This window comes from Francisella philomiragia, from assembly GCF_018135955.1.
Classification (GTDB): Bacteria; Pseudomonadota; Gammaproteobacteria; order Francisellales; family Francisellaceae; genus Francisella; species Francisella philomiragia.
Map to the genome: position 1 here is coordinate 87,479 of NZ_CP063138.1, position 16,786 is coordinate 104,264.

Genomic DNA, 16,786 nt, shown 5'->3' on the forward strand with positions numbered 1-16,786 from the left:
TAAGCTAATATAAAAATAAGGGAAGAGTCGTTATTTGTCATATGTTATACAAAAAATGTTTGCTTATAATGCTTTTGTTTATGAGTGTTTATTCTTGTTATTCATACGATGAAATTGAAGATTTTAAATATAATCAGAATATCTTATTAACAGGAGTAGTTGGTAGTATTCCTAAGTTAGAAGATAACTATTATCAGTTTATTTTTCATAGTTATAAATATGGAGATATCTTATTAAAGGCTAATAAGTCATATCGACATTATTTGATACCAGCAAATAAGCTAGAGTTAGAAGCAAAAGTACATAAACCTCAAGAGTATGATAATGTAGAGGCTTTTAACTATTCTGAATATTTAGATCATAATGATATTGTTGCCATAGGGCGGATGGTGGATAATACGGATATTATCTACAAAGGCACAGCAAGCTTATACTTGCCAGAAAGGATAAGGTATTATTTATTTAATAAACTAGAAAAAGATTTGCAAGGAAATGAATTTAAACCTTATATTCTAGCATTACTTATCGGTGATAAAGAGTTTAGTCAATCTCAGCAAAATTTGTTGATAAGTTCTGGTACATCGCATCTTATGGTAATTTCAGGATTACACATTGGGCTTTTGGCATTTATTGCTTTTGCTCTTTTTAGAGGTTTATGGTCATTATCTCCACGCTTATGTCGTAAGTTGCCAGCACAATATGCTGGTGTTATCGCCTCTGTGATAGTGGCTTTTATATATAGTTTATTAGCAGGTTTTAGCTTACCAACTCAACGAGCATTGATAATGCTTTTAGTAGTAGCTTTCTTATGGTTGTTGGGTAAGCGTATTTCGATAGTTAAGTCACTGAGTATAGCTTTAGGTATTATAATATTGATTGATTTTGAATCAATATATAGTGTGAGCTTATGGTTGAGTTTTTCAGCTGTTATGCTCTTGGTTATTATCTCTATAGTACTACAACAATATAAGTCAAAATTGGCAAAAACATTACTTGCACAAATATATCTAGCAATCTTTTTAGTGCCAATTTCAGTTTATTATTTTGGTGGGTTCTCAGTTATTTCGATTTTAGCAAATATCGTTGCAATTCCATTAGTTAGTTTTGTTATAGTGCCATTACTGTTAGTGTGTTTACTGCTCTCTTATGTTGGACTAAGCTTCTGGATAGTTCCTAGCTTAGTTATTAAACTATTAATTGCTTATTTAAGCTTTTTGACAAGCTATGCTGGTTTTATTGAATATTGGAGTTATTTTTCATTTTTTAATCTTATAATTATTATTTTTGGGATTATTTTAGTGATTTTCCCATTTAGTAATTCAATTAGAGTACTTGGGTTAGCTTTATGCTTAGTATTTTTGCAATCTTCAGAAAATACTTCGCAAAAGAATCAATATTTTCAAATCCATATTTTTGATACTAAAAATCAAATAGTGCTAATTGAGGAAAATGGTCAAAATATTTTATACATCTCGGCAAAGAATCTAGCTAATAATTATGTTTTATCAAATGCTTTAGGTAGTTATTTGAGGTTAGTAGGAGTTAAACGGATTAACTATATGATTGTGGTTGATGCTGATGATGAGGGCTTTAACACTGATTTTATTAGACAGATAGTTCCTATTGAAACTATTATTACAAATTTAAAGACGGAGAAGCCATTTCAAAAGTGTAGTTATAAGAATAGCTTCAACTTAAGTCAAAATACAAAAGTGAAACTCCTCTCAAATGGTACAAGTTGTTTTATCTCAATTAAATATAATAACGAGGAGTTTTTAATTACAGATAATTCAAATGCTAAGTATCAGCAGCAAATTTACACTTTGTATAATAGAATTATTAATCCGAATATAGTGATTAGCCCTTTAGTGATTGATACTAAGTTTTTTAAACCTAGTAGTGAGTATCTTATATACACTTCAGATCAGCTATTGAATCCACAGACTTATAAAAACATTAACATAAGTGTATTTGATACATATGCTAATGGAGCTATAACTATTACTGTCGATAATGATGGTACCTTAAAAATAAGATCTTTGTTTAAAAAATATTAGCTAAAAGTGATTAATATTTTTTATAGTCTTTCAAAAAAGTTTTTATTAATGGTAAGATTTAAGTCAACAGTCAATAATTTAAACGGTCCTCAATGATAAATGTTATTAAGTACGCTTACTATGGATTATTTTCGCTGGTATGTTTGATGTCTACAGCTATAATTGCTTTTATACCAGTATTTATTTTTTCGTTAGTTAAGCTTTTGATACCTATAAAGAGTATAAGGTATTTCTGTACATCGGCTGTTCAATACTCTGTGAGCTTATGGGTAAGTTTTGTTATTCTAATTGCTAAGTTTTTTTCACCTACTAAAATTGAGGTTGAACAAAATAAAGAGTTAGATAAAAATGGTTCATATCTTATTATATGTAATCATAAAAGTTGGCTTGACACTTTTGTGTTGATGATGATTTTTCACAAAAAAATAGCCTTTCCTAAATTCTTTATGAAGTTTCAGGTTTTTTTCATACCTGTATTAGGTTTGATTGCTTGGGCTTTAGAGTTTCCTGCGATGAAGCGCTATAAGAAAGAATATCTTAAAAAGCATCCTGAGAAAAAAGGTGAAGATCTTAAGAAAACAGTTGAGTATTGTAAAAAATTATCTTCTAGACCAACAACTATCGTTAATTTTGTTGAGGGTACTAGATATACTTCTCACAAAGCTCTTAAAAGTGCTTACAAAAACTTGCTTAATCCTAAAGCAGGTGGCATAGCAGTTATTTTAAAAAGTCTCTCTGATAGAATGGTAGGAGTTTTAAATACCACTATAGTTTATGATAACCCAAAGCAAACTTTGTGGGATTATATGATTAGAAAGACAAAAAAAATCAAAGTTAAAGTAGATCTTATTCCAATATCAGAAGTGCCTATGGGTGATTATTTTACTAGTGAAACAGATAAGGAATATTTTCAAGTTTGGTTGAATAAGCTTTGGCAAACTAATGATGAGTATATTTCTAAAGAGGCAAAGAAAATCACTCACTAATTATCAACAACCTTTTCTACTAAATTATATACAACCACAGGGGTAAAATATCACGCTCAATTTATTTTAGTAACATATATTCAGCACTAGTTCTAAGCTGTTTTGTTACCTATGATATTTCGGCTATAAAATATAGTTAGCCCATTAAACTAAGCGATAGGCAATCTAGTAAAATAGTTTATTTTGAAATATGGTTATGAAAAGAAACTCTTAGAAATAAAAATTAGTTTAATGTATGCGGAAGCCAGTTAAGCTCAACAAATAAGAACAAAGCTGAATAAATACCCATAAAGATAAAAGGCATATAAATCTCAAGAATTCTAATAGGCTTGAAAGATCCTTTTTGTTCAGCGATATGTTCTTCTGTTAACCATACTTTTGAAGGAAGACGCTTCTCAAGAGATGGTACGATACTATTTTTTATCTGTATATGATGTCTGAAGAACCTAATAATTTTCCACCATGCATAACAGAATACTAGTCCTGCGAAATAAGGTATAGTAACAAGAATACCAGATGGTGGATTTTCAACATTGATATTATTACTAATTGCTAGAGCAACTGTACCTACAAGAACAAGGTTGAAAACCAAAAAGAATAAGTTAATTACGATTCTTCTGTAGCTAGTTCTATCTGTTAATTCAACATATATTCTATATTGCTCGATCAGCAGTTGATTATACTGCTCGTTAGATAAATTACTTTCGTCATCATTGCTCCATAATTTATCTTGTATATCTTTATGATTAATTTTTTCCATTTTGTTCCTTTTTTATCTATTAGTTCGAAAGAATTTTACAACCTTAATCCTATTATATTTTAAGACGATTATCAAACTTTTAATACTTTATAATCATCTATATCTGTCTCCAGTGATTATATCAATAATTCTAGATGGTTGTGAAGACTTAACTTCTGTTTCTAGTATGTAGATACTATTAAATATTTCATTAATTGAATGAGGGTCATTGATAAAATCACGTCCTGATATATTTGCGCTAGTTGAGATAATTGCATCATCAATTTTAGAACAGATATCGGTTATTATCTCAGTGGTAACTAAGCGTACAGCAATAGTTGGCTTACCTCCGGTTAACCATTGTATAGATACTTTACCTGGCACAATCCATGTTGTAGGCTGTTCCTGTACTGTACATATTTTTTTGATTTGCTCTTCTGATAACTTCGTAGTATCTACGTACTTTAGTAAATGCTTGTAGTTATGGGAGATTATTATAAACCCTTTGCTTGAGTCTCTTTTTTTTAGATTAATAATTTTTTCGACAGCATTTTCAGATATGTTGCAACTTAAACCGTACACTGTATCGGTTGGAAGACTAACAACTTGATCATTTGTAATCTCAGATATGATCTTATTCAAATCTTTTGTAAGCATATGTTAGATATTATTGGCTTATAAACTAGACATATTTTATTACATTTTATAAATAAAAAAACCTATAAGCTATAAATAGATTATAGGTTTTGTAAATTTAGATTCTTAAAGATCGAAGTTGAATTACTTCTTATTTAATTGCTCTTTGATTAGGTCACCAAGAGTTGTAGGAGTCATTTGTTCTACTTTGTAGTTAGACTTACCTGCAGCAGTATTATCTTCATCAACAGCTTTGATAGAAAGAGCTATGCTTCTCTTCTTAGCATCAATATTGATGATTCTAGCTTCAACTTCTTGTCCTTCACTTAGCTCATCACGAACATCTTTTGTGTGCTCAGCAGAAATTTCAGAAATTCTGATGAAACCGTCAATGTTGTTATCAGCGTCAAGCATAACTACAGCACCGTTGTCTTGTACTTTAGTAACGTTACCTTTTACTAAAGAACCTTTAGGGTGAATGTTTATGAAGTTCTTGAATGGGTCTTCAGAAAGTTGCTTCATGCTAAGAGCGATTCTCTCAAGATCAGTGTTTACAGAAACTAATACAGCTTCTACATCATCACCTTTCTTAAGCTCTTTGATTGCTTTAGCTGGGTTATCCCATGCAACATCTGAAATATGTACAAGACCATCAATACCACCTTCTAAACCGATGAATACACCAAACTCAGTGATTGATCTAATCTTACCAGTTACTTTATCGCCAGGCTTGTAGTTTTTCTCAAATTCATTCCAAGGGTTAGCTCTACATTGCTTGATACCTAGAGAGATTCTGTGATTATCAGCATCTAACTCAAGTACGATAACTTCAACTTCTTGACCGATTGATACAGCTTTATGAGGGTTAACGTTCTTATTAGTCCAATCCATTTCAGATGTATGAACAAGACCTTCGATACCTTCTTTTAACTTAACAAAACAACCATAGTCAGTAATGTTAGTTACTGTACCCATAAGCTTAGCACCTACAGGAAGCTCGTTAGCAATATTTAACCATGGATCTTCACCAAGTTGTTTGATACCTAGAGATATTCTTTGTTTCTCTTTGTCGAACTTGATTACTTTAACATCGATTTCTTGGCCGATAGATAGTACATCTGTAGGGTGGCTGATTCTGCTCCAAGAGATATCTGTGATGTGTAATAAACCATCAACTCCACCAAGATCAATAAACGCACCGAAATCAGTGATGTTTTTAACGATACCTTGAAGAACACTACCTTCAGAGATTTTCTCTAACATAGCATCTCTATCGCCAGAATTGTTTTCTTCGATAACTGCTTTTCTAGAAACAACGATATTGTTTCTCTTAGTATCGATTTTAACAACTTTTAATTCGATATCTTTGTCTTCTAAATGAGCTACATCTTTGATAGGTCTTGTATCAACTAGTGAACCAGGTAAGAATGCTCTTAAGCCTTCAACATCCATAGTGTAACCACCACGAACATGATTAGTGATTTTACCAAGAACAGTTTCATTGTTTTCGAATGCTTTTTCGATTCTATCCCAAAGCTCGATTTTCTTAGCCTTATCTCTTGATAATCTAGTTTCACCGCAGCTGTTGTCTAGAGCTTCTAAAACAACGTTGATTTTATCACCAGCAGCTACTTCTAGTTCGCCATTACTGTTTTTTAGAGAAGAAACAGGAATGAAAGATTCTGACTTAAGACCAGCATCAATCATTGCAAATTCTTTGTCTATGCTTACTACAGTTGCTTCGATGATTTTACCTATTCTCATCTCTGTTTGTTTTAGAGATTGCTCAAATAGTTCTTTGAAATTTTCTGACATTTTTTTGATTTCCATTTCCAGTGTGGTTGGTTATACATAGTTTGACAAGTACCCACTGGTTCAATATAAAAAGTACTAGCAAACAATTATGTAATGTATTATCTTATCTAAGAGACTCAAATTCTTCAAGATAAAATTACTAAAACTTATGTCTAATTATCCACAACATGATATTTTTTTTATGCAGAAAGCTTATGAGCAAGCGTTCTTGGCTTATAAGGCTGGAGAAGTTCCGATAGGCGCTGTTCTCGTCAAAGATAATCAAATAGTAGCCCAAGATTTTAATAAAACTATAATGCTTAACGACCCAACAGCTCATGCGGAAATTTTAGTTTTACGACAAGCGGCCAAGGAGCTTGAAAACTATAGATTAGTTAATACAAAATTGTATGTTACTTTGGAGCCATGTATAATGTGTTTGGGTGGTTTAATTCAGGCTAGAGTGTCTGAGTTGATTTATGCTTGTGATGATACTCGTGTTGGAATTTTCTCTCGGGAGAAGTTGCATCAAAGTAAGAATATTAATCATAATCTTAAAGTAACATCTGGCGTGATGACTGAGGAGTGTAGTAAGCTCTTGAGAGATTTTTTTAAATTAAGAAGAAGTTAGGTATTTATGCAAAAAGAAAAAATTGTCGTTTTATATGGTGGGGACTCTCCAGAGCGTGAGGTGTCTCTAAAATCTGGTAAAGCAGTTTTAGATTCTTTACTAAACCAAGGTTATGATGCTGTTGGTTTAGATGCAAGCTCAAAAGATTTGGTTGTTAAACTTTTCGAGTTAAATCCTGACAAATGTTTTATTGCGCTACATGGTGAAGATGGAGAGAATGGTAGAGTTGCAGCGCTGCTTGAATTGCTGGGGATTAAGCATACAGGTTCAACTATGAAATCATGTGTTGTAACAATGGATAAGATGATTTCCAAGGAAATCCTAATGCATCATCGTATGCCCACACCAATGGCAAAATTTCTTACAGATAGATTGGTTGAGGCTGACGAGATCAGTTTCCCAGTTGCTGTTAAACCAAGTAGTGGTGGATCTAGTATAGCTACTTTTAAAGTAAAAAGTTTTGAAGAGCTTGAAAATGCTTATCAACAAGCATCAAAGCATGGTGAAGTGATGATTGAACAGTGGGTTACTGGGAAAGAGATAACAGTGGCTATTGTTAATAATGATGTTTATTCATCTGTTTGGATAGAGCCATTAAATGAGTTTTATGACTATGAGTCAAAATATAGTGGCAAGTCTATATATCACGCACCAAGTGGATTATGTGAGCAAAAAGAGCTAGAGGTTCGACAGTTAGCTAAGAAAGCGTATGATCTATTAGGCTGCAAAGGTCATGCTCGAGTAGATTTTATATATGATGATAAGGGAGATTTCTACATTATGGAGATTAATTCATCTCCAGGAATGACAGAGAATAGTCTATCTCCTAAGTCTGCGGCGGCTGAGGGTATTGACTTTGACAGCTTTGTTAAATCAATACTAGAACAGGCACAATGCTAAAGATTTTTAAGAAATTTTTTATACTAGGTTTTATTTTTGTAATAGTCTTAGGCGCTACAGTTTTTATTGTTAGCAAAACCGATAAGAAAATTTCAAGAGTAGATGTGGTTTCTAATGATGGTCTAGTCTATATTTCAAAACAAGATTTGATCGACAAAATAATAAGCTTAAACAACAAACAATGGTTTGATCTAGATATCGATACTGTTGAGAAGTATTTCTATAATATGCAGGGGGTTGATTATACTTTAGTAAAGAAGGTATGGCCATCAACTTTGGTTGTTTATATTTATGATCATAAGCCTGTGGCGTATTGGAATAATAACCAAATTTTGCTTGATAATATGGATATTATTACTCCTGTTGTTTTTGATTACGATAAAAATTTACCATATATAGATAGTAATGATGACACAAGTAAAGACTATATTTATGAAACTTTGCTAGAGTTAAATAAGCTTGCTAAAAATAACAAAATGCAAATAGTCAAAATATCATACAGAGGCAATCAATTTAGTGTTTTACTTTCTGATGATATTGAAGTGGTCTTAGGTTCGGTAAAACTAAAAAAAAGATTAGAGCTATTTTTTAAGTCATATAAGGATGTCAAAAACTATAAATCCGCGAAATATTTTGATATGAGATATAGTGACGGTTTTGCAGTAAAGTATAACTAGAAAAAGATTTATTTTATTGGTTTTCTATGATAATAAGCTTATAATGTAATATAAGTGTATGAAAGTAAAAATATCTGTCTTAGATTGGGGCTTTATATAATGGGTTTTGGGAATAGTAATTTTTGTGCGGTAGATTTGGGCTCTCATAAAATCACCGTTGCAATTGGACAACTTGCTGAAAATAACAGTATAAAAATATTAGGAGTTAGCCAAAAACAATCAAAAGGTATAAAACAAGGTTCTGTAATTAACCTTGAGATGGCTATGGAAACACTAAATGCAGCTTTAGATGAAGCAAAGAGCATCGCAGGAGTAGATATTAAAGAAGTTACTCTTGGAGTAAGTGCTCCTAGTATCAGTGGTTTTAACTCTTATGGTTTAGCAGCTGTCGAGAATGGAGAAGTAAGTTTAGAAGATTTGGCGATGGCTATTAAGACAGCAAAAGCTGTACCAATGTCTGCTGATACTGAAATGCTTCATGTTCTTCAAAGAGATTACATAGTAGATGGTCAGTCTGGAGTTACTGAGCCAATCGGTATGTTTGCGGTTAGGCTTGAGTCTAATGTCCACATTATCGTGGCATCTTCTAGAATGTTGCAAAACGTCCGCAAATGTGTTTCAAGTTGTGGCTATGCCATAGAAAACTTGGTTGTAGAACATTTGGCTGCGAGTAGTGCGACTCTGACTGATAATGAAAGAGAAATGGGCGTTTGTCTTGTAAATATTGGCGCTGATTCAACGAGTTTTTCTGTGTTCGCAGATGGAGGTATTTGTTATACTTCGAGTATTAAGACTGGTGGAGCGAGTATTTCTTCAGATATATCTAAAGTATTTAGGCTTCCTATTGAAGCAGCTGAAAGTTTGAAACTACAATTTGGCTATTCAGCGAGTAAGTATCTTAAAAATCCAGATGAGAAAATAGATATACCAAATTCATTAGGTAATGCTAAAAAAAGAATATCATTGCAGGACTTGTCTTTGGTTATAGAGGCTAGAGTTGAAGAGATATTTGAATCTTTATATCGCGAATTAGATCAAAACCGTTTGTTGGAAGTAATTTCTTCTGGTATTGTTTTCACTGGTGGTGGTGCTAAGTTAAAAGGATTAGCAAGGCTTGCCGAAGATATGTTTAAACTTCCTGTAAGAGTAGGTGGCCCTATCGAGGTTTCTGGTGCAAGTGAGGTTGTACACAATCCATCATATTCAACAGTTGTGGGATTGTTGAAGTATGCTGCAGAAAATAGTGATGCAACTAATGATCAAAAAATTGATGATGATGTTATGGAGATAGATGAAAGTACAACTAAGTCTAAGAAAAAGATAATATCATCTGTTAAAGGTTGGTTTTCAAATAATTTTTAAGTTAAGTAGTAAGTGAATCTAAAAGTAAAGGAGTAATTATATGTTTGATTTTAATGATTCAATGGTTTCAAATGCCATAATTAAAGTTGTTGGTGTTGGTGGTGGTGGCGGTAATGCTGTACAACATATGTGTGAAGATGTTACAGATGTTGAGTTTTTTGCACTGAACACTGATGGTCAAGCATTATCTAAGTCAAAAGTACAAAATATATTGCAAATAGGTACTAATCTTACAAAAGGTCTAGGTGCTGGTGCAAATCCTGAGATCGGTAAAAGAGCAGCAACTGAAGATAGAGCAAAGATCGAGCAACTTCTTGAAGGTGCAGATATGGTTTTCATCACAGCTGGTATGGGTGGTGGAACAGGTACTGGTGGTGCGCCTGTAGTTGCTGAAGTAGCAAAAGAAATGGGTATACTAACTGTAGCTGTGGTCACTAAGCCTTTCCCATTTGAAGGACCAAGAAGAATGAAAGCTGCTGAGTATGGTATTGATGAGCTAACTCAACATGTTGACTCTATAATTACTGTACCAAATGAGAAGTTACTAAGTGTACTTGGCAAAGGAGCATCGCTAATAGATGCTTTCAATGCTGCTAATGATGTATTAGGTAATGCTGTTAAAGGTGTTTCTGAGCTTATCACTAAGCCAGGTCTTATCAACGTTGACTTCGCTGACGTTAGAGCTGTAATGACTGATATGGGTCTAGCTATGATGGGTATGGGTGAAGCTACTGGTGAAAATAGAGCAAGAGAAGCTGCTGAAGCTGCGATTTCTAGTCCATTACTTGAAGATATAAATCTTGATGGTGCTAAAGGTGTAATCGTAAATATTACAGCTGGTATGGATATGTCTATTGGTGAGTTTGAAGAAGTTGGTGAAGTGATTAGATCATTTATTTCTGATGAAGCTATCGTAATTGCAGGTACAGTTATTGATCCTGATATGACTGACTCTATGAAAGTAACTGTTGTAGTTACTGGTATAGAAAAAGTAGCTATGAAAAGAGGATTTGGTGTAGAGAAGACAACATCTAATCCGTCACAAGGTTACTCAAGCAAGCCTTCACCATCTTTTTCAAGAAGTGAGGATGTTTCTAGCTCTGCTAGTGCTCCGAAAACAGAATCTGAAGATGTTAATAAATCAGATATTCCAAGTTTCCTTAGAAGAAGATAATTTCTTATAGATTTTTCTTATTGTCAAAATAATTTAAATATATTGCTATAGCTCTAAAATCTTATTGATTCTATATCAATATAGTTCTTTGACATATATAATTTAGATATTGATGTTTTGCATATACGTTTTGTTTGTGGACTGTCATGTCGAAATATATTGAGTATTTCCGACTGTGCTTTCTATGATAACTTGATTGTATATATTTAGAGAGGTTAAGAATGAAGCAAAAAACTATTTCAAAAGAATTTTCGGTTACGGGTATTGGCCTACATTCTGGTGTAGATGTTTCTATGACTGTTAAGCCAGCTAGTACTAATATTGGTATAGTATTTCGTCGAGCTGACCTTAGTCCTATAGTAGATATCAAAGTTACACCATCTAATATCAAAGAAGCTATAATGTGTACATTATTAACAAAAGATGGTGATCAAAGTTTGTCAGTATCAACTATTGAGCATCTAATGTCTGCATTTGCAATGTTTGAAGTTGATAATGTTCTAATCGAAGTTAATGCTCCAGAGTTACCTGTAATGGATGGTAGCTCTTATGAGTTCACACAATTATTAAAAGATGTTGGTGTAGTTGAGCAAGAAGCTGACCGTAAAGGGATCAAAATTCTAAAGTCTGTAAAAGTTGAACATGAAGGTAAATTCGCAGAAGTTTTACCTAGTGATACTCTTAAGTATGAATTTAAGATTGAGTGGGATCATCCAGTAATCGCTGCAACAAACGATCATATCGTATTTGAGTATAGCCTTGATGAATATATCAAAATGGTTTCAAAAGCGAGAACATTTGGTTTTTATGAACAGCTTGCATATTTGCATCAAAATAATTTGGCAAAGGGAGCTTCTTTAGATAATGCTGTAGGTATTACTAATGATGGTGTTCTTAACGAAGGTGGCTTACGTTACGAAGATGAATTTGTAAGACATAAACTATTAGACGCAATTGGTGACTTTTATGTTGGTGGTTATATATTGGGACATTTCAATTGCTTTAAATCTGGTCATACTCTTAATAATAAACTTTTACATGCTGTTTTTGCAGATAAAGATGCATGGGAGTATATTTAGTCTGTTAGAACTATATCTTCATCGTTGATTTGTATAGCTAAAGATTCTTTTATTAGCTTCACATTTTGATCATTATGAATTTTCTTAACTGCATTTTCACGCTTAATTTCAGCGGGAGATTTGTGATTAGAGCTATTGGAAGTTGGTAGATTTTTAATATCTAGTCTAAAGCCTGGGCTATCTAAATGCTGACTAATAGCTGATTGCAGCTTTGCTATACTTTGAGGTTCAAGCTCAAGAATTTTCTTAGCATCTTCATTAAGTTGAATTTCAAATGTGTCATTAGTTTCATTTATTAGGTGGCTGTTAAATGCTAAGGTCTTTGTAAAACCCTTTAGTTTAATTGCATTTAGCAGATTGAACCATTTTTTATCCAAAGATTCTTCTGAAGTATTGTTTTGTCTGTTAGATTCGCTAAACTGCCTTTGTGGCTGTGGCTGTGGCTGTGGCTGTGGCTGTGGCTGTGGCTGTGGCTGTGGCTGTAAAGCATTCTTTAGGGCTTTAATGTCATTTTTTGTCTCTGAAGAGATCTTCGGGGTAGTGTTTAATGAATGATTACTAGTTAAGTTTTTTTTTTGGAAGGCTATCAGTCTAAGTACAGCCATTGTTACACCAGTTTCAAAGCTAGGAGCTAGGGATATATCTTTTTTAGCAGTAATTGTAAGTTGATATAAAAAGTGTGCTTGTTCAATAGAAATTTTATCAAGAACCTTATTGATAATATCTATATCAATATCAATAATCGCATCTAGAGACTGTGTAAAACTATAAATACAACAAGCAAACCATATCTCAGCGATTCTATCTAGCACTGCATCAGCATTGCTTTCTGTAAGAGTTAAATTTTTTACAGCAGGTAATACCGCGCTTGGGTTATTTTCGATAATAGCTTCGATAATGTTATAGACCTCTTCACTATCTATAATTCCAAGCATTTGTTTAATTTGTGCTTGCTTAAGCTCACCACTACAAAAGCTTATAGCTTGATCAAGTAAACTTAGAGCATCTCTTAGACTACCTTTTGCATGATAAGCAATATAGTCTAGTGATTGTTCATCTGAGCTTATATTTTCTTTATTAAGAACTACTTTTAGTTGATCCTTGATATCGGATTGTGAGATATGCTTTAGGTGTAGTTGAATACAACGTGAAAGTATTGTGACGGGTATTTTATGATAATCTGTGGTTGCCAATATGAATTTGACATATTCAGGTGGCTCTTCTAATGTTTTTAGTAGAGCGTTAAAGCTCTGTTTGGATAACATGTGAACTTCATCTATTAGATAGACTTTGTAGCGACCTTGAGACGGCATATATTGGATATTATCTAAAATCTCTTTTGTCTCTTCGACTCCTGTACGTGATGCAGCATCAATCTCAATCAAATCTATAAAACTATTATTATTAATCGCCAGGCAGTTTTCACACTTATTACATGGCTCTGCTGTAACACCAGTTTTACAGTTTAGACATTTTGCTAGTAATCTACCAAGTGTTGTTTTACCTACACCACGAGTGCCTGTAAATAAGTAGGCATGATGGACTTTTTGTGTTTCTAGAGCATGTACTAGACTATTAAGCGCATGCTGTTGTCCTGCAACTTCTGAGAATGATTGTGGTCTATATTTACGAGCTAATGCTTGATATGACATCTGTAAATTTTTTATTAGAAATCTTATAATAAATGATAACAAACTTAAGCCAAAAGAATAAGAGAGTATTTAAATAACTTTCAATACTCTTTGTTTGTAAAATTCAGCACAAAAATATAAAATCTATACACAAATTCTAATCAATAAAAATCAATAAAATGGAATCTATAAATTACAAGATTGTATTAAAAGATCTAACGGCCCGTATTGAATCTTTACGGGACTATCTTTGACTATGATGTCAAAAAAGAAAAGCTAACAGAAGTCTTAATGGAGCTAGAAGATGGCTCTATTTGGGATAATCCAGAGTATGCACAAAACTTGGGCAGACAAAAAGTAGAGCTTGAGAATGTTGTACATAATTGTGAGTATATTTCAGAAACCCTAGAAACCTTAACAGAGCTACTTGAGCTTGCTGAAGAAGATGAATCTTTGATGCAAGAAATTGCAAAGGATACTCAAGAGGTCACAGCTGAAATAGAGAAACTAGAGTTTCGTAGAATGTTTTCTGGTCAGATGGATCCTAATAATGCCTTTTTGGATATTCAATCAGGTTCAGGTGGTACAGAAGCACAGGATTGGGCAGAGATGCTAATGCGTATGTATATGCGTTGGGCAGATGGTCACGGCTTCAAGGTAACCGTTGATGATGTATCAGATGGTGATGTTGCAGGTATTAAGGGCTGTACTCTAAAAATAGAAGGCGAATATGCTTATGGCTGGCTGAGAACTGAGACAGGGATTCATCGACTAGTAAGAAAATCACCATTTGACTCAAATAGCAAACGTCATACATCTTTTGCATCAGTGTTTATATCGCCTGAAGTTGATGATGATATTGATATAGAAATCAACCCAGCAGATCTGCGTGTTGACACATATAGAGCATCAGGAGCTGGTGGACAGCATGTCAATAAAACTGATTCTGCAGTCAGAATAACTCACATTCCTACAAATATAGTTGTACAAAGTCAAAGCGATAGATCACAGCATAAAAACCGTGATAGTGCAATGAAACAGCTTAAGTCAAAACTGTATGAGATGGAGCTACAAAAACGTAATGCTGAAAAGAGTGCTCTTGAAGACTCAAAAGCAGATATTGGCTGGGGTAGTCAGATTCGCTCTTATGTGTTAGATCAGTCTCGAATCAAAGATTTAAGAACGGGTGTTGAGAATACAAATACTCAAGCAGTTTTAGATGGTGATTTAGATAAGTTTATTGAGGCTAGCTTAAAAAGTGGGTTATAATATTTAGTTATTGTAAATAAAATTCGCTACTTAACTGCGTAAGTTTTAGCGATATGTTTTTTTATGGCAGAAAAGTATGCACAACTACCTAGCACTTGCTACTGCTTATTTGCATTATCATTAGCAAAAGCTAACCATAAAAGTGTAAAAAATATAGGGTGAAAAGATGAGTAGTAAATTAAAAGATTTAATAAAAAATTCGATTAAAGAATATTTAGATGCAAATGAGATAACAGTAAAAGATGCTGTTAGAGGTAAGATTAGAGAACAGATTAGCGAGTCTCTTGATCAAGTGAGTGAAATAAATGATGATGTTGTAGAGCAAATAAAAACTCTTGTTAAAAAGCATATAACGGATATGCAAGAAAACTCACAAATAACATTAAGAAAAGAAAAACTACAGGCACTAGCTGAACAAAATAATGGTATTAGCCATCCAAATAGCTTTAGAAGAAATGTTGTTGCTCATGCTTTACAAAACCAATATGCACAATATTCAAAACAAGAACTTGAGGAGCTTGAGGATAAAAAGCAATACAATATCACAGGTAGGGTGGTTCTTCGTCGAGTGATGGGTAAGGCTTCTTTTATTACGTTACAGGATTATTCAGGTAGAATACAGGTTTATCTAAAAAAGAGTGATTTACCAGAAGGGCAATATGAAACTTTTAAAAATCTATGTGATTTAGGTGATATAGTTGGTATTACTGGGACTATGTTTAAGACTAATACAGGTGAGCTTTCTGTAGAGTCTAGTCACTTTGAAATTTTGACAAAAGCTATCAGACCTTTACCAGATAAGTTCCACGGTTTAGCAGATCAAGAGATGAGATATCGTCAAAGATATGTTGATCTAATTACAAATGAAAAAGCTCGTGAAGTTTTTAAAGTTCGTTCAAAAGTTGTGAGCTTTATCCGTAACTATTTTGATAAATTGGATTTTATGGAAGTAGAGACTCCTATGATGCATGTTTTACAAGGTGGGGCAGCGGCTAAGCCATTTAAAACACATCATAACGCTTTGGATATGCCATTATACTTGCGTATAGCTCCAGAACTTTATCTAAAAAGACTAGTTGTTGGTGGCTTTGAGAGAGTATATGAGATAAACCGTAACTTCAGAAATGAGGGTGTATCTTCACGTCATAATCCAGAATTTACAATGCTAGAGTTCTATATGGCGTATGCTGACTATAATGATCTTATGGATCTAACAGAGGATATGCTATCTAAGCTTGTACAAGAGGTTATAGGTAGTGAAATACTTGAGTATGGTGAATATAAGATTAACTTTGGTGGTAAGTATGAGCGTATTTCAATGGTTGATTCAATCGTCAAATATAATGATGATATTACCAAAGAAGATTTAGCAACATTTGAATCTGCAAAAGCACTTGCTGAGAAGCTGAAGATAAAAGTAGAAGCTTATCACGAGCTTGGTCACCTAATAAATGAAATATTTGAAGAAACTGTTGAGCATCAACTAATTCAACCAACATTTATCACAGATTATCCAGCTGTAGTTTCACCTTTAGCGCGTAGACAAGATGGTAATCCTGAGTTTACTGATAGATTTGAATTCTTTGTTGGTGCACGTGAGATTGCTAATGGTTTCTCTGAGCTAAATGATGCTGAAGATCAGGCAGAACGTTTCAGAAAGCAGGTTGAAGCAGCAGCATCTGGTGATGATGAAGCTATGCCTTATGACAAAGACTATATCCGAGCATTAGAGTATGGTATGCCTCCTACAGCAGGTCAAGGTATCGGTATTGATAGATTAGTAATGTATCTGACAAATTCGCAGTCTATCAGAGATGTAATATTGTTTCCACACATGAAGCCTGAGTAAGA

14 protein-coding genes are annotated in these 16,786 nt (G+C 33.4%); 10 read left to right on the top strand and 4 right to left on the bottom strand.

Annotated elements, in window-relative coordinates; all coding sequences use genetic code 11:
• Positions 1–41 precede the first annotated feature (41 nt).
• Both IMS64_RS00455 and yihG read left to right on the top strand, forming a co-directional pair.
• Entirely contained in the window at positions 42–2,057 is a 2,016-nt protein-coding gene (locus IMS64_RS00455) for a ComEC/Rec2 family competence protein (RefSeq protein WP_211490595.1), read from the top strand.
• A 92-nt stretch (positions 2,058–2,149) separates the two neighbouring features.
• Entirely contained in the window at positions 2,150–3,043 is an 894-nt protein-coding gene (gene yihG, locus IMS64_RS00460) for a 1-acylglycerol-3-phosphate O-acyltransferase, YihG family (protein ID WP_012280107.1), read from the top strand.
• Positions 3,044–3,266: 223 nt separating this feature from the next.
• Here yihG and IMS64_RS00465 read toward each other — a convergent pair whose 3' ends face one another.
• The 3 genes from IMS64_RS00465 to rpsA form a co-directional block, all read right to left on the bottom strand.
• Positions 3,267–3,803 carry an intracellular proliferation membrane protein RipA gene (locus IMS64_RS00465; RefSeq protein ID WP_012280106.1) on the bottom strand — a complete coding sequence of 179 codons (537 nt, stop codon included), beginning with the start codon at positions 3,801–3,803 and terminating at the stop codon, positions 3,267–3,269.
• A 93-nt stretch (positions 3,804–3,896) separates the two neighbouring features.
• Positions 3,897–4,439, bottom strand: coding sequence for an L-threonylcarbamoyladenylate synthase (locus IMS64_RS00470; protein WP_211490596.1), 543 nt, complete (start codon positions 4,437–4,439; stop codon positions 3,897–3,899).
• A 123-nt stretch (positions 4,440–4,562) separates the two neighbouring features.
• Positions 4,563–6,233, bottom strand: a complete 1,671-nt coding sequence (gene rpsA, locus IMS64_RS00475) for a 30S ribosomal protein S1 (protein ID WP_004286697.1) — start codon at positions 6,231–6,233, stop codon at positions 4,563–4,565.
• Between the two features lie 148 nt (positions 6,234–6,381).
• Here rpsA and tadA point away from each other — a divergent pair, with 148 nt between their 5' ends.
• The 6 genes from tadA to lpxC all read left to right on the top strand — a co-directional run bounded on the left by tadA (position 6,382) and on the right by lpxC (position 12,035).
• Positions 6,382–6,843 carry a tRNA adenosine(34) deaminase TadA gene (gene tadA, locus IMS64_RS00480; protein WP_211490597.1) on the top strand — a complete coding sequence of 154 codons (462 nt, stop codon included), beginning with the start codon at positions 6,382–6,384 and terminating at the stop codon, positions 6,841–6,843.
• Between the two features lie 6 nt (positions 6,844–6,849).
• Positions 6,850–7,743: a D-alanine--D-alanine ligase gene (locus IMS64_RS00485; protein WP_211490598.1), complete on the top strand. Its 894-nt coding sequence runs from the start codon at positions 6,850–6,852 to the stop codon at positions 7,741–7,743.
• Positions 7,737–8,420, top strand: a complete 684-nt coding sequence (locus IMS64_RS00490; protein ID WP_035737488.1) for a cell division protein FtsQ/DivIB — start codon at positions 7,737–7,739, stop codon at positions 8,418–8,420. Before IMS64_RS00485 ends, IMS64_RS00490 begins: the two co-directional genes overlap by 7 nt.
• Positions 8,421–8,519: 99 nt before the next feature.
• Positions 8,520–9,782 (top strand): cell division protein FtsA, encoded by a 1,263-nt coding sequence (gene ftsA / locus IMS64_RS00495; protein ID WP_035737490.1) that lies wholly within the window; start codon positions 8,520–8,522, stop codon positions 9,780–9,782.
• A 40-nt stretch (positions 9,783–9,822) separates the two neighbouring features.
• A complete protein-coding gene (gene ftsZ, locus IMS64_RS00500; RefSeq protein ID WP_012280100.1) occupies positions 9,823–10,956 on the top strand; it encodes a cell division protein FtsZ in 1,134 nt (377 codons plus the stop codon).
• Between the two features lie 221 nt (positions 10,957–11,177).
• Positions 11,178–12,035, top strand: a complete 858-nt coding sequence (gene lpxC, locus IMS64_RS00505) for a UDP-3-O-acyl-N-acetylglucosamine deacetylase (RefSeq protein ID WP_211490599.1) — start codon at positions 11,178–11,180, stop codon at positions 12,033–12,035.
• Here lpxC and dnaX read toward each other — a convergent pair.
• Positions 12,032–13,687, bottom strand: a complete 1,656-nt coding sequence (gene dnaX, locus IMS64_RS00510) for a DNA polymerase III subunit gamma/tau (RefSeq protein WP_211490600.1) — start codon at positions 13,685–13,687, stop codon at positions 12,032–12,034. The genes lpxC and dnaX overlap by 4 nt on opposite strands.
• Before the next feature lie 158 nt (positions 13,688–13,845).
• On the opposite strand from dnaX, the gene prfB reads away from it, so the two are divergent.
• Both prfB and lysS read left to right on the top strand, forming a co-directional pair.
• A protein-coding gene (prfB, locus tag IMS64_RS00515; RefSeq protein WP_211490601.1) for a peptide chain release factor 2 occupies positions 13,846–14,935 on the top strand; the annotation gives its coding sequence in 2 pieces (ribosomal slippage) (positions 13,846–13,917 and positions 13,919–14,935; 1,089 coding nt in all).
• Between the two features lie 166 nt (positions 14,936–15,101).
• Entirely contained in the window at positions 15,102–16,784 is a 1,683-nt protein-coding gene (gene lysS / locus IMS64_RS00520) for a lysine--tRNA ligase (RefSeq protein WP_211490602.1), read from the top strand.
• Positions 16,785–16,786 lie beyond the last annotated feature (2 nt).

Bases quoted from the DNA above. Each gene is read 5' to 3' on its own strand.
- IMS64_RS00455 (WP_211490595.1), top strand. From the start codon at position 42: ATGTTATACAAAAAATGTTTGCTTATAATGCTTTTGTTTATGAGTGTT.
- yihG (WP_012280107.1), top strand. From the start codon at position 2,150: ATGATAAATGTTATTAAGTACGCTTACTATGGATTATTTTCGCTGGTA.
- IMS64_RS00465 (WP_012280106.1), bottom strand. From the start codon at position 3,803: ATGGAAAAAATTAATCATAAAGATATACAAGATAAATTATGGAGCAAT.
- IMS64_RS00470 (WP_211490596.1), bottom strand. From the start codon at position 4,439: ATGCTTACAAAAGATTTGAATAAGATCATATCTGAGATTACAAATGAT.
- rpsA (WP_004286697.1), bottom strand. From the start codon at position 6,233: ATGTCAGAAAATTTCAAAGAACTATTTGAGCAATCTCTAAAACAAACA.
- tadA (WP_211490597.1), top strand. From the start codon at position 6,382: ATGTCTAATTATCCACAACATGATATTTTTTTTATGCAGAAAGCTTAT.
- IMS64_RS00485 (WP_211490598.1), top strand. From the start codon at position 6,850: ATGCAAAAAGAAAAAATTGTCGTTTTATATGGTGGGGACTCTCCAGAG.
- IMS64_RS00490 (WP_035737488.1), top strand. From the start codon at position 7,737: ATGCTAAAGATTTTTAAGAAATTTTTTATACTAGGTTTTATTTTTGTA.
- ftsA (WP_035737490.1), top strand. From the start codon at position 8,520: ATGGGTTTTGGGAATAGTAATTTTTGTGCGGTAGATTTGGGCTCTCAT.
- ftsZ (WP_012280100.1), top strand. From the start codon at position 9,823: ATGTTTGATTTTAATGATTCAATGGTTTCAAATGCCATAATTAAAGTT.
- lpxC (WP_211490599.1), top strand. From the start codon at position 11,178: ATGAAGCAAAAAACTATTTCAAAAGAATTTTCGGTTACGGGTATTGGC.
- dnaX (WP_211490600.1), bottom strand. From the start codon at position 13,687: ATGTCATATCAAGCATTAGCTCGTAAATATAGACCACAATCATTCTCA.
- lysS (WP_211490602.1), top strand. From the start codon at position 15,102: ATGAGTAGTAAATTAAAAGATTTAATAAAAAATTCGATTAAAGAATAT.